At 39.0% G+C, this 22,305-nt stretch carries 10 protein-coding genes; 8 read left to right on the forward strand and 2 right to left on the reverse strand.

Going from position 1 to position 22,305, the window contains the following annotated elements; translation table 11 throughout:
* Positions 1 to 79: 79 nt before the first annotated feature.
* From K9M53_RS03575 to K9M53_RS03600, 6 genes are all read left to right on the forward strand, one after another.
* The gene (locus tag K9M53_RS03575; protein ID WP_224018065.1) at positions 80 to 7,621 is read left to right on the forward strand and encodes a beta strand repeat-containing protein; all 7,542 of its coding nucleotides are present in this window, start codon (positions 80 to 82) and stop codon (positions 7,619 to 7,621) included.
* 30 nt (positions 7,622 to 7,651) lie between these two features.
* Complete coding sequence (locus tag K9M53_RS03580; protein WP_224018067.1) at positions 7,652 to 7,909, forward strand: hypothetical protein; 258 nt, start codon at positions 7,652 to 7,654, stop codon at positions 7,907 to 7,909.
* A gap of 271 nt (positions 7,910 to 8,180) precedes the next feature.
* Positions 8,181 to 9,416 (forward strand): T9SS type A sorting domain-containing protein, encoded by a 1,236-nt coding sequence (locus tag K9M53_RS03585; RefSeq protein WP_224018069.1) that lies wholly within the window; start codon positions 8,181 to 8,183, stop codon positions 9,414 to 9,416.
* A 171-nt stretch (positions 9,417 to 9,587) separates the two neighbouring features.
* A complete protein-coding gene (locus tag K9M53_RS03590; RefSeq protein ID WP_224018072.1) occupies positions 9,588 to 10,772 on the forward strand; it encodes a PAS domain-containing sensor histidine kinase in 1,185 nt (394 codons plus the stop codon).
* A 128-nt stretch (positions 10,773 to 10,900) separates the two neighbouring features.
* On the forward strand, positions 10,901 to 13,351 hold the full coding sequence (locus K9M53_RS03595; protein ID WP_224018074.1) for a T9SS type B sorting domain-containing protein: 2,451 nt from the start codon (positions 10,901 to 10,903) through the stop codon (positions 13,349 to 13,351).
* 67 nt (positions 13,352 to 13,418) lie between these two features.
* Positions 13,419 to 13,700 (forward strand): hypothetical protein, encoded by a 282-nt coding sequence (locus tag K9M53_RS03600; RefSeq protein WP_224018076.1) that lies wholly within the window; start codon positions 13,419 to 13,421, stop codon positions 13,698 to 13,700.
* A gap of 18 nt (positions 13,701 to 13,718) precedes the next feature.
* On the opposite strand, the gene K9M53_RS03605 is transcribed toward K9M53_RS03600, so the two are convergent.
* Positions 13,719 to 14,354: a response regulator gene (locus K9M53_RS03605; protein WP_224018078.1), complete on the reverse strand. Its 636-nt coding sequence runs from the start codon at positions 14,352 to 14,354 to the stop codon at positions 13,719 to 13,721.
* 341 nt (positions 14,355 to 14,695) lie between these two features.
* Here K9M53_RS03605 and K9M53_RS03610 point away from each other — a divergent pair, with 341 nt between their 5' ends.
* Both K9M53_RS03610 and K9M53_RS03615 read left to right on the forward strand, forming a co-directional pair.
* Positions 14,696 to 16,999, forward strand: coding sequence for a PAS domain S-box protein (locus K9M53_RS03610; RefSeq protein WP_224018080.1), 2,304 nt, complete (start codon positions 14,696 to 14,698; stop codon positions 16,997 to 16,999).
* A complete protein-coding gene (locus K9M53_RS03615; RefSeq protein ID WP_224018082.1) occupies positions 16,999 to 17,892 on the forward strand; it encodes an aldo/keto reductase in 894 nt (297 codons plus the stop codon). Before K9M53_RS03610 ends, K9M53_RS03615 begins: the two co-directional genes overlap by 1 nt.
* A 45-nt stretch (positions 17,893 to 17,937) precedes the next feature.
* Here K9M53_RS03615 and K9M53_RS03620 read toward each other — a convergent pair whose 3' ends face one another.
* Positions 17,938 to 22,290: a putative Ig domain-containing protein gene (locus tag K9M53_RS03620; protein ID WP_224018084.1), complete on the reverse strand. Its 4,353-nt coding sequence runs from the start codon at positions 22,288 to 22,290 to the stop codon at positions 17,938 to 17,940.
* Positions 22,291 to 22,305: the final 15 nt, after the last annotated feature.

Raw genomic sequence — 22,305 nt, forward strand, 5'->3', positions numbered from 1 at the left:
CACCCTTTTTAAATAACGCAATAAAATCTACCATTCTTAAAAGCCCGGTCTTTTTTTATTTATCCCAAAATAACTATCAGTGAAGCAAACTTCTACTCAATCTGCTAACGTAATTGCAAAGCGTTTGAAATTAATTATTGCCGGTCTTATTACAGCTTTGATTTTTTTAATGCCACAGCATAGTAAAGCACAATTTACCGACGGCAACTTAGTCGTGTTCAAAAATGCCAATTACAGTGGTTCAAATGGCTCACAAATTGAGCTTGACGAGTATAATACAACAAGCACAGGACAATCTCCGGTATCAGTTATTTCTCTTCCAACAACAGGAACATCTAAAATTGTTTCCGGAGGAAGTACCTCATCAAACGGTGCTATATCCCGTTCTGAAAACGGAAGATATATATTGGTGCCCGGATGGTCGGCAAATGTTGGAGATGCAAATTCTGCTTTTACTTTATGCGCTGTTCGTCCTGTAAGTGGAAGCGGTACAATATTAAATGGTATTACAGGAACGTCTAATTGGTTTTCCAGCAGTAACGATTACAGAGGCGCAACAAGTGATGATGGAACAAACTTTTGGGTAACAGGAGGTAGCAAGGGTATTCTCTATACTACAAACGGCACAACGGTTGTTACGGTTTCAGCAACTTCAACAAACACAAGAACTGCAAATATTTTTAATAGCCAATTATACTTTAGTACTGGTTCAGGTACTCAGGGAGTTTATCAGGTGGGTACAGGTAAGCCTACAAGTAATGGGACTACTTCTACTATTCTTGCTAGTCCTTCCACAGGGGCATATGGCTTTGCAATAAGTCCTGATTTTTTAACGCTGTATACCAATAGCGCAACAGGCGCAATTTCACGCTGGACATATAGTGGTTCCTACAGTGCAGGTTCGTATAGCGGAGGATCATGGAGCGCTGCATCAACAGGATTCTCATTAAGTGGTGTTACGGGTTTAGCAGTGGATTGGTCTAATTATTCATTTAGCACGGGAGCAAATGGTGCAATAATATATGCTTGTAACACTACAACACTTGTAAAAGGAAGTGATAATGGCACCGGAGCAATAACAACTAGCACGCTTGCAACGGCTTCCGGAACAGGAACCAATGCGTTTAAACAACTTGCTTTTACACCTATTAAACAAACAGTAAGTTTAGGAAGTAACACCCCGGCAGCAGGTGCGATTACTACAGGAACAAGCAACGTGGTATTATTTCAATTCAATGTAAACGCTGATGAAGGTAACTCAACGTTAAAAAAGGTTATCGTAAATCAAAGTGGTACAGCAACTATTGGCACCGGTAATGAAATAAGTAATTTAAGATTGATTGATGACGCGAATGGGAATGGTGTTTTTGATGGAGGTGAAACTGTATTATCAACAGGTACTGTAGCAGGAAGCAATATTACATTTGCTTCTATTTCTCTTTCTTCTTATATCTCTCAATCAGGCAATAAAAATTTTCTTGTAATTGGTGATGTTTCTAATTCCGGAAACACACATACTTTCATTCCTTCTATCGTTTCTAATCAAACTTTAAACAGTGTAGGTTATACTACCAATATTGTGAATGCAGGCAGCAGTTGGGTTACTATAGGAGCTACCCCTCCAGCAGGAAATACACTTACTATTACAGGCGCTGTTGTAACGCCCACTAAATTAGCTGTAACAAGTATAACACCATCAAGCCCGCTAAAAAACAATAGTTTTTCAGTAACCATTCAATCGCAGGATGGCAGTGGTAATGCTACAAATGTTACAGGCAATACAGGTGTTCAGCTTTCATTAGCTTCAGGTACAGGTAATTTAGGTGGAACACTAACGGGAACGATTAACGCAGGTTCGAGTTCTGTAACGATATCAAACGTAACGTATAATAAAGCAGAATCCGGCGTAAGTGTAACTGCCACCAGAACTTCGGGTGATGCATTAACGGCTGCAACAAGTGCTACATTTACGGTGCTGGATGTTGCAGATCATCTTACATTGGTAAGTGTTCCTTCCAGCGGTACAACCGGTAATGCCATTGCTTCGTTTACGGTGGAAGCCAGAAGACCCGACAACACAGTTGATGTAAACTATACAAGCAATATCATTATAGCAAAAGCATCGGGTTCAGGAACATTAAGCGGAACATTAACCAATGCGGCTGTTGCAGGTGTGGCAACATTTACTGGCTTATCATTCAGTACCGCCGGTACTTATACTTTATCAACCACTTCAGGTTCGCTTACTTCTGCTACCAGCGGAAATATAGTAATAAGCGATCCTTCTTTTACCTCAGGTAATCTGGCTGTATTGTTGATGGCATCTGCAAGTTCAAACAACACAACTGGTAGCATAGTAGAGTTAAATACTTCAACGCCCGGTTCAAATCCTGTAAATACATTCGCAATTAACGGAACATCCGGTGCAGGTGCTTTGCGTTTTTCAGCAAGCGCAGCTTCTATGGGATACCTTGCAAACAATAACGATAAAACATTATTGTGTATAGCGGGCTTTAACGGAACTACTACCAGTGGAAATGCCAATACATTTATAACACGTGGTGTGGGAACATTGAATGCTGCAGCTGCATATACATTGCAGGCAACATATACAGGAACATCCGGCCAACAGGTAAGAGGTGCAACAGAGTTAGATAACTCTGCCCGTTTTTGGATGGCAGACCAGTCCGGACTATATACAAATGGAACAACTACAGCAAGCCCTACTGGTAACTTACGCAGTCCAAAAGCATTTGGCGGTATAGTATATGTTGGTCAGCAAAGTGCAACTGCGATAGCGGTGAATACAATATCTGCTCCATCAGGCGGCACGCTTACTGCTTTGCTCGGTGTGCCTGCTGATAATGCCTTCCAGGATTTTTATTTAATATCATCAGCAAATAATAATACGTATGATATATTGTATACAGTAGATAATACCAATGCAACAACGGGAGCCATTAATAAATACTCTTTAGTTAGCGGTAGCTGGACTGCTAACGGAACTTATACAACCAGCTTTGGAGGCTTTGGTTTAGCTGCGGAAAAATCGGGTGGTGGCGCTAACTTATATGTATCTACCGGCGTTGGTACCACTGCTAACAATTCAGTGATAAAATTATTTGATGCAGCGGGATACAATTCCGCTATCAATATTACTACAGGAAACAATGTTACCTTATATACCGCTACGTCTAGCGCAACAATTAAAGGTGTAGCATTTGCACCTGTTGCGGCAACTTCGGTTCCGTCAATTGCCATTGCAGCTGATCATCCAGCTGCAGGTAATGTTTTACAAGGAGTTACCAATACTATTATCGGTGCTGTGCAGTTAAGTTTTAACAGCGGTGCAAATGAAGATCTTACTGGTGTTTCAGTTAATACAGCCGGTACATACAGTGCATCAGATGTAGATAATTTCAGACTTTGGTTAAGTACCAGTGCTACAAGCATTGCCGGCGCTACACAATTAGGAGGAGATTTTACTTCTATTGCAAGTGGAGGAACATTATCAGCAAGCGGTATTTATTCTTTAACATCTGGCACCACTTATTATATCGTGGCTACTGCAAGCATCAGTAGTGGCGCACAACCTTTCAATACAGTAGGTATCAGCGGTACAGCATTTTCTAATATCGGTTTCTTTAATGCCACTAAAACAGGCACTGATCCGGTGGCTGCAAGCAACTTGCAAACCATTCAACAAATTTCAGGAACAACTACTATTACCAATGGCGCAGGTACAGAACCAACTACCATATCATCTATAACAAATACACAAGTTGCAGCAACTGCAAATTTTGATTTTACTGTTACAGACGATGGCGAATCTCCGGGTACTGATGCTTCTGCTACACAAATTTCTCAGGTTGTTATTAATGCAGGTGGAGGAAATACTGTTGCAGACTGGAGCGCAGTAATTGCAGGTGCTGTATTAACAGATGGAACGAATACTATTACTGCAAGTGCAATTGGAACAAGCTCTTTAACATTTAGCAGCATACCAAATACAACCAATACTTTAGGTTATATAGCTGATAACGGCATTAAAACGTATTCATTAAAAATATGGCTTAAAACTTCTTTAGGTTCTGCATTACAAAGTACACTAGAAGGACAGGAATTTATTTTCGATTTGCAAAGCAGTGGTATCACCATTAATGGCGGTAGCCAGGTAGCGCAAGGGCAGGAGGTAAGTTCTGATCCTACATTCTCATTTAATACCAATATTATTTCTGTTGTAGCTACCAAGCTTGCATTTACCACGCAACCTGTTACAACAGCTGTAAATGCAACAATGACACCTTCCGTAGTAGTTGCAGCAACAGATGCTAATGGCAATATTGATATAGATTTTTCTTCTTCAATAAGAATTACCTCATCAGGTTCTTTATCAGGAACTCTGGTGGATGTTGCTGCATCACAAGGAACAGCAAGTTTTGACCTGGTACATACTGCTATCGGAACCAACCTTACATTAACGGCAGTGCGCACAGGAACACTGGATTGGAATGTAACAAGCAGTTCATTCAATATCATTAATCCTTTATCTGCGACAGAAATTATTTTGCCTTCGTATATGCAGGGTAATTCTTCAACTAACTCAACACGTGTTCCATATTCATATCGCATGGCTATTACAGGGTTGTTGCCTAATTCAACCTACAAATACATAAACCAGGTAGTTACTTCTGCTGATGGGCCAACAACTGCTGGTGCCGGTAATGCTATCTATGCGGGTGCCGGTGGCTTTGTCCGTTCAAGCGGACCAAGCCTTTCATCTGCCGGTAATTTTGGAACATTCACTACTGATGCATCCGGTAATTATACAGGATGGTTTATTACAGAACCTACGGGGAATGCAAGGTTCACACCGGGAAATGATGTTTACATGAGAGTAATTTTAAATGATGGTGCAGGCGGCTCTTCTGCAGTTACTTATTTAACTACTACCAACACTGTTCACGTGATCAATTTTGCAGCAAGCGCAGGAGCTAATAATGGAACGGCATTAAGAGGAACATTCTCATCTGCAACTGCAAAGAATTTTATTTTATTGTATGATAATATCACCGGTAGCGGACGTCCTTTAGCGGCTTCATTTATTGAGTCGGATGGTTCTGCCAATACAACTGCGAATAGTTATGCATCATTCTACAATTCAGGTGTGGAAGGCATTACAGGGGCATTCGGTACAATTGTTCCAAATAATAATGCAAATGGTATCAGAAGAATAGAACAAAGAACATTAGCAACAGCAGATATTGTTTATTGTGTAGGTGTTAGTGAAGATGGAACATGGACAGGTGCAGGTTCCACAGTCAATCCAACCGGTGGCGCAACCGCAATTGTTTTTGCTGATGCAGACCTGGATGGAAAAAATAAATGGGTAGGAGGTACTGCAAGTGACTGGAATACCGCAGCCAATTGGTCTTGTGGTGCAGCACCAAACAGCAGTTCATCAGATGCTGTAATATTGGCAAGCGCTACTCCTAAACCAATATTAAATGCTGATATAGCAGTAGGTAATATAGCTATCAACGGAAGTTCAACTGTTTCATTAAACGGTAATACACTTAGTATAGGCGGCGCTGTTAGTGGAACAGGAACATTGTCCGGCTCTTCTACATCTAACTTAACTATAACAGGTACTGCAGGTAATATAAGCTTTACATCAGGCGCTGCACAATTACAAAATTTAACACTTAACAGCGGTGCTGCTGCAACATTGGCAACTGCTTTAAGAATAGCGCCAACAGGTAGCCTGGAAGTTAAGAATAGCGGAAGTACAACTGGGGTGTTAACTACCGGTAGTTTATTGACGTTGGCTTCTGATGCTAACGGCGCCGCATATGTGAAATCAAATACATCCGGCAATACGTACGTTTCCGGTGCTGTTACTGTAGAGCGTTTTATTCCAAGCAATGGAACAAGAGAATGGAGAATGTTATCAATTCCAACACAAACAACACAATCTATAAATGAATCATGGCAGGAAGGACAGGCGAGTGTTTTGGGCTTAGGAACTATTATTACTGCCGGACCATCCAACAATGCAGACTGGGCTTCCAAAGGGTTTGATGCACTGCAAAACTATGGTTCTCTATTATCATACAATCAAAGTAATAATAGCTGGGATGAAGCAACATCAACATTAGGTCCGATCGCAGCGCAACAGGGTTATTTCATATACATTCGTGGCGATAGAACTGTTAGCCCGTCAAGCAGTACGTCTACAGTAAGCTCTACTACATTACGTACAGCAGGTAGCTTATTTGAAGGAAATCAGCAGACAAGCATACCGGCAAACAAGTATACACTGTTAGGGAATAAATATGTGTCTTCTATTGATTTTACTGCAATAAATAAAGATGCTTCCATCGATAATTCATTTATTGTTTGGGATCCTAAATTGTTATTGGGCGGTTCATTGGGACATTATCAAACATTTAGCTCTACTACCACTCCGGCATGGATGCCGGTACCCGGCGGCGGTAGCTATGGAAGCGCAACCAATACAACTATCGAAGCAGGCCAGGCATTTTTTGTACATGCAACCAATGCTTCGGGCAATGTTACCTTAACGGAGAACAGTAAAACGGGAGCGCAGGTAAATGCGGTATTTCGTCCTGTTGGTACTGAGTCTGCTGGTCAGTTAATAACCAATTTATATGCTAATACTGTAAGTGCTTCAACATTGGCAGACGAGAACGTAGTAGCGTTCAATGCTAATTATTCTAATGCGATCGATGTAAATGATGTGGTAAAATTTCCGAACGTGGGAGAAAATTTAGGTATTGCTGAAAACGGAAAAATATTGTGGGTAGAAGGTCGCCAGGCAATTGCTACTACGGATACTCTTTTCTATGCAATGAATAACGTAAAGCAACAGCAGTACCAGTTTGAATTTATTCCTACAGGATTTAGCGGTGTAACAGCTTATCTTCTGGATAATTATTTGGGTACAAAAACACCTGTTAGTTTGTTAGATAAAACTACTGTTAGCTTTACGGTTACCTCTGATGCAGCTTCTTCGGCAGCCGATCGTTTCAGCGTAGTGTTCGATAATATTTCTTCACCGGTGCCAGTAAGATTTACAAGCATTACTGCGGCTAAAAACAGCAAAGGTGTTGATGTAATGTGGAGCGTTAGCAACGAGACTGGGATCAAACAATATGTTGTAGAAAGCTCAGTGAATGGTTATAGCTTTACAGCTATAGGTACAGTAAATGCATCTGACAATACAACTACTTATAATTATACAGATGCCAATACTGCAACGGGTGCTGTTTTTTATCGTGTTAAAAGTATCAGCTTATCGGGAGAAGTAACCTATACAGATATAGTGAAAGTGGCAACCGCAACTGCTTCTTCAATAAAAGGATATTTCACCGGCAGCAAGCAATTAGGATTGCAATTAATTAATCAACCTTCAGGTAAATATGCAATTAAGCTTACCACTATAACAGGACAGGAAATTTTCAGCACACAAATAGATCATGCCGGAGGAAGTTCAACCAAAGTTATAAATGCCGGAAATACATTGGCACAAGGCGTTTATCAGTTGGAAGTAGTAAGTCCGAATAAAACGATCTACTCACAAAAAATAATAACTAAATAGTTCCATTTATAACCGATTAAAAGTTTGATCATGAACCAAATAATAAAACAAGTAGCCATTTATAAAAAATCAGTATTAATACTATTGTTAAGTGTATGCTTATTGCCGGCAGCAACCTATGCACAAACACCTCCACCGCCAAATAATGGACAAAATCCCGATAACCATACATTGGCTGTTCCGTTTGATGATACGATGAATTTGTTTTTTCTGGCACTGGCAATTGGTTTTGCATTTATATTGTTTAAAAAGATGCAAAAAAGAAAAATAAGTGTAACGACCAAATAGCTCTTGTAAAGTAAAATATGATAAAGCGCTTCAGCAATGAAGCGCTTTATTATTTGACTATTGGTAATTGTTGTTTTAAACAATGGCATAAATCTTGCTTACATTGTGCGCTAACAATTTACACTTAGAAGCTAACAGTTTAACGATTTTGACACCTATTTACCCCCTTACGCGGAATTTCGCAGCCGGAGTTCTGTTTGCCCTATTTTCGATTATTTCAATTACAGCAGCAGCACAGGTACAGACTCCACAGTATGTAACAACTTCGTCTATGTCAAACGGATATTACGAATATCTTCCCACCGGGTATTCAACCAGTGGTAGGGCATATCCTTTATTGATCTTCATGCATGGGTTAGGAGAATTGGGAGATGGCAGTCCATCACAATTACCTTATGTTTTGCGTAACGGCCCACCAATGCAGATCAATAATGGAACATTCCCGGAATCCTTTACTGTTAACGGTCAGGTTTTTCGCTTCATCGTTTTATCTCCCCAGTTTACGCAATGGCCTACGCCGGTTACATTAGATAGCTTTATTAACTATGCAATGGGACATTATAGAGTGGATGTAACAAGAATTTATCTTACCGGCTTAAGCATGGGCGGCGGTGCTGTTTGGGATTATGCAGGTAATAGCGTAGCTACTGCAAGCAGGTTGGCAGCTATTGTACCTATTTCGGGAGCCTCTTGGCCGGATGTGACTCACGCCAATAATATAGCAAAAGGAAATATCGCTGTTTGGGCAACACATAATAGTGGTGATCCTACTGTGCCGGTTAGTTATACAGAAGATTATGTTAGCGAAATTAATAGCGCTCCATCACCTCCTAATCCTTTGGCTAAAATGACCATCTTTAATCAGAATTATCATGATGCATGGACACAGACATATGATCTGAATTACCGGGAAAATGGACTAAATGTATATGAGTGGATGCTTCAATTCAAAAGAGGTAATACTATTGTATTGCCTGTTACGGGATTGTCAATCATTCTTGAACCTTCTAATAATGGAGTGATGATAAACTGGAAAACATATACAGAGATCAATACCTCCGGATTTGAAATAGAGCGAAGCAGCGACGGTATAAATTATATTCCTGTTGGATCTTCTCAAAGCTCGGGAAATGAAACTACCGGTGGTACTTATAATTATTTCGACGCATCAACAAACAACGGAAAAAATTACTATCGTATCAAGATCATTGATAAGAATGGCAATTTTACCTATAGCTCTGTCAAGATGATTGATATGGATAATACGATCTCCTTAAGATTATATCCTAATCCTGCAAGCAATATTGTTACTATTAAAGCAGGCAGCAATTTTTCCAATGCGCAGATAAAAGTTCTGAATAGTGCAGGACAAATGGTAATGCAAAAATTGGTTAATGGAACCAATATTATTTCAATACCGGTTACGGGATTGCAGTCGGGTAGTTATTTTATTAATGTGCTGGAAGAAAACGGGTATAAAACGAGACTTTCTTTTATAAAAAACTAATTATCAAATAAATATAATAAAATAAAGGAGCAGAATATTCTGCTCCTTTTGATTTTAAATAACTCCTTTGAACATAAAAAAATAAAAAAATTGATTTTTATCAAATAAATAAAGATAGATTGCGTTCTATAGCAACAACAGGACTTATTTTTTAATCTTAACCAGTACCGTATGGAGAAACGTTCATACAAGAAAAGACTTGCCCAAACCCAGGAGAAACCCGGCTATATTGAAATGGTTTCTAAACCTGAAGTTCAATATTACGCAGAACCAGCTACAGAAAGTCTTGTATTGATTCCATCACAACCACATAAAAGTAAACCGGACGAAATTTATCGTCTTCTATTTGAAAATTCTCCATTGGCTATTTTTATATGGAAGCTCAATGACCTGAAAATTGTAGATGTAAATGATGCTGCCGTTAAATTATCAGGATATTCAAGAGCTGAGTTGTTGGGCATGAATGCTGCAGATATTTGCCCCCCTAATGATCGTGAACGCTTATTAAAATTAACTCAGAAAATAATCAGGTACGAACATTTTAAGCAATCGGGCATATGGAGGCATATTACCAAGCAAGGTAAAATGGTATATGCTGATATCTCTTCTCAAAAGATCATTTATAATAACAACTCTGTTATACTTAATATGGCAACAGACATAACGGAGAAGGTTATGTTAGAAAAAAAATTAACACAGGAACGTATACAAAAGCAAAAAGAAATCACCCAGGCAGCTATTATCGCACAGGAAAAAGAAAGAGCTTATCTGGGAGCTGAATTGCATGATAATATAAACCAGATATTGGCCACTGCTTATCTTTATTTAGATACGTCGTTGGTAAATGAAAGCTCGCGAATGATATTGATAAAAGATAGTAAGGAGTTTATCATGTCTGCCATTCGTGAAATACGTAGGCTTTCTAAAACCCTTTCGCCGCCTTCACTAGAAGCTACACTGGCAGATGCATTGGAATCGATTGTGGTAAACATCTCTCTTGTAAATATCTTAAAAATTAAAACAGAGTGGAGCGAGTTAAAAGAAGATAAAATTGAACGGGAGCTTAAACTAACGATTTACCGTATTGTACAGGAGCAACTGAATAATATATTGAAACACGCAAAAGCCTCTGCCGTATTAATTACGTTGAAACAAACTCACAATACGTTACAATTATTTATTAAAGATGACGGGGTAGGCTTTTCTTTATCACAAAAAAAAGAAGGTGTGGGCCTACAGAATATTTCATCAAGAGCAGCATTGCATAACGGTTCTGTGATCATCAATACTAAGCCTGGTGCAGGTTGTGAGCTGATAGTAAATTTCAATCTAATAAAAAAAGAAGACAGCATTTAATCTTTCTAACAACCCGTTAAGGAAACTCTTTGCAGAAATATTCCATAAAAGTGCTTGCTTTGTGGAGCAAATCATTGAGTTAAGGAATCTTTATGATTGTTCACTATCCATTTTAACGGGAAACACAGATGAAATACGTTTTAGCGGGGCTACTCATTTTTTTTATAATACAGGTACAAGGGCAGGTATGCCCGGCTAATGTAAATTTTTCTTTCGGAGATATTACTCATTGGTTTGCCTATACGGGTAATAATCAGCATGGCAACGGACTTTCTGCTATAAAGCAAACATACGATTCCACCGTTGCAGCACCTGCCGGAACTATTGGTGCAACATACATTCCGGAATACACACTTCCACAAGTAAAAGGTATTACTGTAAATACCACTAACGGAACGGATATATATGGTGGCTTTGATAAGATACCTACTATAAACGGTTATTCATATGATTATTCAGTAACCATTGGTTCTACTTCCATAACAAGAAAAAGCAGGCAAAATGATCCTCCTCCCGGAGGCTATATCAGGGGTGTAAGTTATATCATAAATGTGCCGCCGGGTTCAGCGTTGGTTCCTTATACAATGACATATGCTTATGCTATGGTATTGGAAAATGGGACACATAACTCCTCAGAACAACCTCTTTTCAGCGCTACTTTAAATACACCGGATAGTATCATCACCTGTGCATCGCCGGCTTATTATTTACCAACATTTAATAACTCAACTAATGGTGGTGGCGCAACGCTTGACAGTGCTACTGCCATAGAAAATGGTTTTTCACCCAGCAGGTTGCCGTCTCCTAATCCCGATCCTAATTCTGACAATCCTAATGCACAGCATTTATATGATGTATGGGCAAAGGGCTGGACAGAAGTCACTTTCGATCTTTCCGGATACAGAGGTAAGCAAGTAGCACTAACCTTTGAAGTAGATAATTGCGTACCGGGCGGCCATTTTGCTTATGCCTATGTGGCTATAAGAAACACCTGCAACGGGTTAGCTATAAGTGGGAATACCAATGCCTGTACCGGTACCACAATAATGTATTCTGTACCTGCATTGGCCAATGCAACCTACCAGTGGACTGTTCCTCCGGGTTGGACGATTATTTCAGGGGCAAACACAAATATTATTACAGTTAAAGTTGGTAGTCAAAGCGGCGCTGTATCGGTTAGAGAAAAAAACAGTTGTGCCGACCTTCAAAGTATTAAACAAGTTACTACCTCTTCTCCAACGGTAGCTGGTGTTGTAGGCAGCGATAATACTGTTTGTACAGGAAATAATTCAACGCAATTAACATTAAACGGCAACAGCGGATCTGTTTTAAAATGGATAGCCTCTATAGATAACGGAGCAAACTGGACGAGTATAAACAATACGGGTAACAGCTTAATTGCACAAAACTTAACCTCTACTACTGTTTATAAAGCTGTTGTCCAAAATTCATCCGCCTGCACTGTCGATTCAACCAATACGGTTACTATTACTGTTGATGAAAAAAGTGTAGGGGGGGCTATTGATCCTGCAAATTCTAATGTTTGCAATGGTCAAAACACTAATAATGTTTTAACGCTGACAGGTAACCTGGGCAATGTTCTTGCATGGCAATCATCTACCAATGGCATTAACTGGACAAACGTTAATCCACCCGATGTAAGTTCAACCTATAGTGTGGGCAATATAATTCTTTCAACCAGCTATAGAGCTATTGTAAAGAACGGAGTTTGTAATAATGATACCAGTGCTATTGCTTCCGTTAAATTATTTCCTGCGGCATTTCCTGCAGCAACGATTCAGCCTGAAGAAGCAAATATATGTTATGGCGATTCAGCTCTAACACATGTTGTGATAACCACCGGCACAAGCTATTCCTGGTCTCCTGTAAATTCATTGCGGAATTATGGGAACGGTATCGTTAACACCACACCTTATGTTATAGATGTAACTGCATTCCCGGGACAAACAACAGGCTATGTATTAAGCGTACAAAATACCGGTTGCCCAAATATACTTACAGATACATTTCTGGTAAATGTAGTTCCTCCGTTTAAAGTGAGTGCCGGTAATGATACTGTCATTGTTGCCAATCAACCGCTTCAATTACAAGCTACCACTAGCGATCTGTTTCCAAATCAATTTACATGGACACCATCGTTTTATTTAGATAATACCACTATTGCCAATCCCATTGCTACTATCGGTACAGGCATTTATAGTATGACCTATATGGTTAAAGGTATAGATGCTGTCGGCTGTAGTGATTCAGCATATATTCATATAAAGATATACGATGTGCCGGCAGATATTTATGTGCCAACTGCGTTTACGCCTAACGGTGATGGTTTGAATGATGTATTTAAACCAATTGCTTTAGGGATTAGATCGTTAAGTTCATTCAGGATATATAACCGCTGGGGAGCAATAGTTTTTTCAACAAATAATATAGGTAAAGGATGGGATGGTACTTTTAACGGAGAGATGCAAAATCCGGGTAATTATGTTTGGATAGCAGATGGAATTAACTATTCCGGAGTTCCGGTACAAAAGAAAGGTAACGTGATTTTGATTCGATAAAGTGTTATTTAATACATTGATTTTTAATGGGTTTGATATTTGTCAAAGTGAAACTACGCTATTTTTTGTGGTTTACTGTATTTGGGTAATAACTTTCAAACAGTATCGTTTTCAAATAGTAACTATTTTAACCATTAATATTCGCCCGATGAATTTCGAGATCATTAAATTCAATAAAGAAAGTAACAACTACACGATTATTGAAGCCGGGTACAGATATGAAATTCCTTCCTGCCTGTACGACAATTTAAAAACCTTTTTGCTGCAATACGATCTGGTAAGCCGCTGGTATAAACACTTAAATGATAATGACAGGGAAAAAGTAAACAGGGTTAGCGCTTATGGCTAACCGTTAGGAGTACACTAGTTATTCAATATTGTATAATTTTCCTACTTCTATAAGTTCTACAATGTTTTTTACATTCAGTTTTTCAAAAAGACGTGCCTTGTGAGTTCCTACTGTTGAAGTATTGATATTTAGATATTCTGATATTTCGCTGAGCGTTTTCCCCTTGGTAAGTAAAGAAACAATTTCAAATTCCCGCGGACTTAATTTACTGAACGGATTATCGGTAGCACTGCTATTACCTCCTAATTCATTTGCAAATTGTTCTGCTAAACTATTGCTGATATATTTACGACCTTTTAATACCAGGTCAATTGCCTTTGTTAATTCGCTCAAGCCTGAGTTTTTGGAAATAAAACCCATAGCGCCTGCCTGTATGAACCGCTTGGCATAAATATTTTCAGCGCCCATAGAAAATATCAGTACTCGAGCGTCAGGGTAATGCACTTTAATATGCTCCATTAACCCTAGTGAATTGGTGTCAGGCATCTGGATGTCCATCAAAATAAGATCGTAATTTCTTTGCTTTAGAGATTTTATGGAACTTTCTTCATTATTGGCTTCATAAATAATACAGGGCTTAAACAGCTCCAGCAGCACATTTTTAATGCCTGCCCTCACCACCTCATGATCATCAATTAATAAGAATTTTCTCATTTGCCTGGTTTTCTCTGTTCAAGTAATTACCCCTTGTAGCTAATTTTCTACAAAAAACTAAAAAAAAATCTATATTCCAAATAGTTTTTTGGGCTCACTTTTGTGCTAGCGGATTATCTCGCTTTAAAATTCCATGACCTGCTTACTAAACCCTCCCCCCTTGTAAACATTATAATTCAACCTGTTTATATTTTTAATCATTTTGTACAAACTCCTTAATAAAAGGAGTTTTGTGTTTTATGTATAGTTGATTTATCTTACATTCCTCCTGCAAAATCTAAATTTTTACAATTGATATGGGTTTTGGCGCTACAAATATATGTTTGTACATCCTGGTACTAATGAATACATTCTCCTTTATGCTATGTGTAGTAATTAACATCATAGCGGCATTGGTTTTATTAGTGCCGGTATATAAGAAAATGACTTCCCGTAATTTGAACAATGCTGATACCGAAAATAAAATAAAAGAAAGCGAAAGAAGGTATAAGGCTTTGTTTGAACAGGCATCGGATCCTATTATGGTAACCGACTTTGAGGGTAATTTTTTAGATGTAAATACAAGCTTGTGTAAGCTTTTTGGATATGAAAAAGAAGAACTGTTGCGAATGAATATTGGTTCGCTGGTGGACAATGACGAACTAAAAGCAAATCCCATTAAGTTTGATCTTATCCGGAAAGGAGAACAAATATTTTCTAAGCGACGAATGGTGCATAGAAGCGGCTTTATCATTAACGTGGAAGCCAATGTGAAAAAATTTGATGAGAACAGCATTGTTGCTATAGCCCGTGATGTAACAGAACTTAGAAAAGCGCAGCAAAAAATTGAAGAGAGTGAAACAAGATTCCGTAATGTGTTTGAAGCAGCAGCTATTGGTATGGCAATAGTTTCATTAAATGGAGAATGGATAAAAATAAACAAGGAAGTTTGCTTAATAACCGGTTATTCTGAAGAAGAATTATTGAAACTGACTTTTCAACAAATTACACATCCCGATGACCTGGAAAAAGACCTGGATGCAGTGCAAAGAACACTTACGGGAGAGATAACGAACTACACGATGGAAAAAAGGTATATCCATAAAAATGGCTCTGTTATTTGGATAAATCTTAGTGCATCGATAGTGAGAGATGCATCATCGAAGCCGCTTTATTTTGTTTCACAAATAGAGAATATTACAGAAAGTAAAACAGCAAGAGAAGAAATAAAAAAAAGGGAATCGCAGCTAATGGCTTTTTTTGATAATGTAGAAGGATATGCAAGTCTTGTGGATACAGAAAAAAGATTGGTGATCTTTAATCAGAATTTTATAGGGGCACATTACTTTTTATCAAACCGCGGTCCGCAAATTGGAGAGAAGGTATATCATTTTTTGCCTGATGATGTGAGGGCAGAAAGATATAAGATACTGGACAAGGTGCTGGAAGGAAACAAAGAAGTACTGGAGGCTGATTATTTAATTGATGGTAAAAGAGTATTTTATCGAAGCTCATTCAATCCTGTAATTACTGATGGAAAGGTAACCGGTATTTCCGTGTATTCTATTGATCTTACAAAAAGCAAAGAAGCTGAAATGGCGGTAAGGGAAGCAGAGATCAAATTCAGAAGCCTGGTGGAGAAATCACTGGTAGGAGTGTATATCATTCAAAACGGTAAGTATGCATATGTGAATCCAAGGTTTGCAGAATTCTTTGGCTATGCGCCTGAAGAAATGATAAATACGTTTACTGTTGATGCAGTAGTAGCTAAGGAAGAAAGAGAAAAGGTGAACTTATATGTACAGCAGCGCTTATCAGGAGAAAAAGAAAGTGTCTATTATGAATCCATCGGTGTACGAAAAGATGGAAGCTACATCAATTTTGAAGTATATGGAAGTGTTACACAATATGAAGGACGCAGAGCGATCATCGGCTCTATGATCAATATTACCGAAAGAAGAAAGGCACAGGCAGCATTGAAACAATTGGAAATAAAATTAGAAGAGGAAAAAATAAAAAAGCAGCAGGAAATTACAGAAGCCGTAATTACTGCGCAGGAAAAAGATAGAAAAAATATAGGTATTGAATTGCATGATAATGTAAACCAGATGTTGGCGAGCTCCCGTTTATATATTGGATTGGCTAAAAACAGTTCGCCGGAAAATAACAACTTTATGAATGCAGCGGATGAATTGATCAATACGGTTATTGATGAAATAAGGGATCTGTCGCATTCATTGATCACACCATCATTGGCACAATCAAAATTAACAGATGCTATCGATAATATTATTAGCCACACCAAAAAGGGGCTGAATATTGCTATTGAACCGAATTGGAGCAACTTTAATGAAGATAAGATTTCGGACAAATTAAAGCTTAATATTTATCGTATCATACAAGAACAATTCAATAATATTTTGAAGCATGCACATGCAAAAACCATCTTTCTGCATTTATCCGGCAGTGAAGAAAAAGTAATTCTAACTATTAAAGATGACGGCGTTGGTTTTGATGTAACAAAAAAATCTTCAGGGGTTGGGTTGATGAATATGCGCACAAGAGCTTCTTTATTTAATGGCGAAATGAATATTGCTTCTTCTCCCGGCAATGGATGTGAGGTTACTGTACTATTTAATGATGTAAAAACATTCCCCGTTTCATAATGCAATATCAACAGTTGGGTAAGTCGTCTATGCAAATAAGCAGGATAGGTTTTGGTTGTATGTCGTTAAAACCTGGACAGGAAGATCTTTATTACCTGGTTAATAAAGCTATTGAAGGTGGGATAACTTATTTTGACACAGCCGACTTATATGACCGTGGACTTAACGAGATCAATATCGGTAAAGCCGTAAAAAATAAACGCAATAAAATTATTCTTGCTACTAAGGGCGGTAACGAATGGATAAGTGGAGAAGAAGGCTGGAATTGGAATCCTTCCAAATCATATCTATTAAAAGCAGTGGAAAACAGTTTAGAGCGCTTACAAACTGATTACATAGATTTATATCAATTACATGGAGGAACGATCAATGATAATATTGATGAGGTTATTGAAGCGTTTGAATTAATGCAACAACAAGGAAAGATCCGGTATTATGGAATATCTTCTATTCGCCCTAATGTGATAAAAGAATATGTAAATAAAAGTAGCATGGTAAGTGTTATGATACAATACAGTTTATTGGATCGTCGATCTGAAGAAGTTTGTTTGCCTCTTTTGCAGGAGAATAATATTGGTGTTTTGGCAAGAGGAGTTTTAGCAAAAGGAGTATTGGTAGATAAGCATGCAACGGCATATTTGAACTACGATGAAAGACAGGTATATGCTGCATCTAAAGTGATAAAAGAAATAGCAGGTAACAGGTCAAATTCGTCAATAGCTATTCAGTTTGCGTTGCAAAATACAGCCGTTACTTCCGCTATAATTGGTATAAGAACTTCTCAACAACTAGAGGATGTTTTGCAAAGTAGCATTGATGTAAAATTATCTGCTGATGAAATGAAGGCATTGCAATTGAGTATCCCTTTAAATTATTACGAACAACATAGGTAATGTTACTAAAATAAAAAAGTGGTCATAGACCACTTTTTTATTTGCTTATTCTACCAGGAATTTTTTGACTATGACCGTTTCTTTATTTCGTACTTGTAAGATGTATGTTCCTTTTATAAGGCTGACAACATTCAAATTTATACTTGATCCTTCTTCTGTCGATTTAGAGAGTTGTTGGAGCAGCCTTCCTTGCAGATCTCTTATTTCTAAAAATGTATTGCCTGATAATCCTTGTGTAACAATGGTAAGTTTTCCATTTACAGCAGGATTAGGAATTAATCTAACATCTTTATAATCACTGATCACAGTTATTGATGGACGTGAACTTGTAATAGTTGAAGTATTGGCATTTAATGTTAGTATTCCAAAATCGGCAGTGCTTTGATAGTTATTGATAGTGCCATTCCAGACAGCTTGCCCGTCTCTATCGCCGCCATTATCATCATCGTCGTTGCCGGCATCAAAGCCAATGCTTAAACCTGCTGATGGAGTTAATCCTAATTGCGACCATGGAATGGCAACCTCAACTGTATAACCGCCTGTTATTGCAACCGTTTTAAATTGTAAGCCGGTAATAGCTGTTTTAGTAAATGCAGTTGTTTTATTATAGCCGATGATAAATTGGTTATCCTTTCCATCGTATGACGCTGCTTTATTATTATTGGCATCGATATAAATTTCAAGGGCATCGTCATTCCATAGATCGGCCGATTCACTATAAAGATTTGCATCTATGATTTTAGCGCCGATATAAAGATTGTTATTATCCCATAGTACGCCAAACGTAGCTGTGTTATTTACAGTGCCGGTTACAGATTTGGAAATTGATTTATTAAGATTCCACCCCGTTTCATTTAGGTTGCCATCAATTGTAATAGTACCGGGTGCTTTATAGCAGGTAACTACACCCGCTGCATCTGTCGCATTATTGATGGTGATGGTTACTATTTTTGTGCCTGTACCTCCGGCATTGATCGCATTTATAGTAACATTGGATGTTCCGGCTACAGTAGGTGTTCCGCTGATAATGCCTGTGGAAGTATTAATACTTAATCCTGACGGTAATCCCGTAGCGCTAAAACTTGTTGGATTATTGGATGCTGTAATAGCATAGCTAAACGGAGTGCCCACTGTAGCTGTAGCCGTAACTGTACTTGAGATAACTGGGGCAGGAGGATTACTAACGGTGATGGATAGCGTTTTTGTTCCTGTTCCGCCTGCATTAATGGCACTGATAGTAACATTGGATGTTCCGGCTGCAGTAGGTGTTCCGCTGATAATGCCAGTAGAAGTATTCACACTTAATCCCGCCGGTAGTCCCGTAGCGTTAAAGCTTGTTGGATTGTTAGAAGCGGCAATAGCATAGTTAAATGAGGTGCCCACTGTAGCAGTAGCCGTCACAGCGCTTGAAATAACAGGAGCTGCCGGCGGCGTTACAGTTCCGCAAACCGTTAAAGGAGCCGTTCCAAATAAGCTGCTGTTTGTGAATTCCTGGTTGGAGGTTGAGAACCAGGAATTAGTAGCTTGTCTTGTTTTATCAGCATTGCCGCCATCATTATCATTAATATTGATGTCAAAACCCATTTGCTTTCCTGCAGAAGGTGTTACGCTCAATGTTGACCATGGAATTTTTACAGCAAGATTATAGCCGCCCGAAACTGTCGGTATCGCATACACTATTCCTGTTCTATTGGCAGTACCATACATAGCAGTAGTGGAAGGCGTAACTCCCCAGTTAAATCCATATTGCCGGTCATTCGCATCATAAGACGTTGATTTTTCATTATTGCCATCAATATAAAGTTCTACGGCATCATCATCCCATGTATTAGGTCCATAAGGTGGCGCTTTTAAGGTAGCATCTTTCACTTCTACCAAAACATACAAATACGTATTATCATACATTGCTCTCCATTGTGCAGCAAAATCAGCTTGTTTTGTTCCATTGATGGTTTTAGTTATGCTTGTAACAGGAGCTTTTGCCCAGTTTGTATCAATAGTGCCATCCAAGATGGGAGCAATGTTTGTATTTACAATGATAGATCCTGTACATTGAGTTGCCACACTAACGGTAATGGATAATGTTTTTATTCCTGTTCCGCCTGCATTGATTGCACTAATGGAGACGTTAGTTGTACCTGCCGTTGTAGGGATGCCGCTGATAACGCCTGAAGAAGTATTCACGCTTAATCCTGCCGGTAATCCCGTAGCGTTAAAGCTTGTTGGATTGTTAGAAGCGGTAATAGTATAGCTAAAAGTTGTACCAACTGTTGCTGCAGCAGTAACAGCGCTTGAAATAACAGGAGCCGCAGGATTTATCGTAATGGATAATGTTTTGGTGCCAGTACCACCCGCATTGGTTGCACTGATCGTGACAGCGTAACTGCCTGCTGTTGTCGGAGTTCCGCTGATAACTCCGGATGAGGTATTTATGCTTAATCCGGTAGGCAAACCAGTTGCATTATAGCTTGTTGGCGTATTGCTAGCAGTAATTGTATAGCTGAACGAGGTGCCAACAGTTGCTGTAGCAGTAGCTGAGCTCGAGATTGCAGGGGCTGCAGGAAGAGAGTTACTAACGGTAATGGATAATGTTTTGGTACCCGTCCCCCCCGCATTGGTTGCAGTGATAGTAGTATTATATGTTCCTGCTGTAGTTGGCTTTCCACTGATCAAACCGGAAGAAGTATTTATGCTTAATCCGGCAGGCAAACCAGTTGCATTATAACTTGTTGGTGTATTGCTAGCAGTAATCGAATAACTAAAAGCAGTACCAATTATAGCTGTTGCTGTCGCAGCACTTGAAATAACCGGAGCTGCGGGATTAACAGTAATGGTTAATGTTTTTGTCCCTGTGCCACCTGCATTGATTGCATTAATAGTAACGTTGGATGTCGCAGCAGTTGTAGGTGTACCGCTGATAACACCGGTAGTTGTATTTATATTTAATCCTGCCGGTAAACTTGTTGCACTATAGCTTGTGGGATTGTTAGACGCTGTGATAGTATAGCTAAATGCGGTGCCTACTGTAGCAGTAGCTGTAGCAGCGCTGGAGATCACAGGAGCAGCGGGACTAACGGTCAGGGTTAATGTTTTTGAATCAGATCCGCCTGCATTCGTAGCGCTGATAGTAATATTGGATGTAGCAGCAGTTGTTGGCGTACCACTGATAACACCGGTGGTTGTATTAATACTTAATCCTGCAGGTAATCCTGTAGCATTAAAACCGGTTGGCGTGTTAGATGCTGTAATAGTATAACTGAATGCTGTTCCAACTTTTCCTGTTGCAGAAGTAGCGCTTGAAATAGAGGGAATAGCCGATTTAATAGTAATTGTTATTGTTTTAGAACCTGTGCCTTTTACATTGGTAGCATTAATAGTAACAGTATATGTTCCGGTTGTTGTTGGCGTACCGCTTATGATGCCGGTAGTAGTATTAATGCTCAATCCTGCCGGTAAACCTGTAGCGCTAAAACTGGTTGGACTGTTTGATGCGATAATGGTATAACTAAATGCAGAGCTAACATTTCCTGTTAAAGCTGTTTCACTTGTAATGACCGGTGCAGCAGTTGGCGCCACTGTTTGTGATGACAAAGATTGTTTAGCCATCCATTGATAAATATTTTGTGATACACCATCTAATGTGAAATTGGTGGGTTGCGTACCTCCGCCTCCATAAAAAGAGGCCCAGCAACAATGACTTCCATCTCCAAAATTTGTTTGTGTATAAATAGCAGAACCTGCTTTTACTTTGTTCATTTCATTCACATAGGTCTGCATATCTCTGAAATCGTTCTTTTGTTCAAAGCATGCCAATCGGCCACCTGTAGTAGCATAATTATCCCAGCGACCAGGGTAGGGAGAATTATCACTAGGCGTGACACCTTCAACATTTACAAGACTTGCTACTTGCGAAGCATAAGTATATGGACCTCCTACCGGATCGCCCGATACAAATAAAGCAGCTTGCCAACCGCCCATCGACAATCCTGTAAGAGAAAGTTTATTGGGGTCAATTCTGTAAAGTCCTTTTAAAGCTTGTATGGCAGCTTGTGTTTGTGCGATGATAGGCCATGACTGAGCCGGCTGTACGCTGATCACAATAAATTCAACACTATCCGTTCCCACTTTTACATTGCCATTCCATCCTTGCGCAATGTATGCACCGGGACCATTGAGTATTACTAAACTTGCGTCAGTTCCGACCTCTCCAACACCCGGAAAGAAGATGATTGTTGGATATAATTTAGATGGATTGCTGTTATAACTGGCAGGCAAATGCACATAGGCATTCCAGTTCCATTGCGTGATCTTAATAAGAGATTGTTGTGCATTGGCTTTAGAGAACGTAAGGATAATAACAAGTGATAACACACTTGTTAAAGTGGAGAGGTGTTTCATGTAGCGTTAATCGTT

Origin of the sequence: Ferruginibacter albus, from assembly GCF_020042285.1 — a bacterium.
Lineage (GTDB): Bacteria > Bacteroidota > Bacteroidia > Chitinophagales > Chitinophagaceae > Ferruginibacter > Ferruginibacter albus.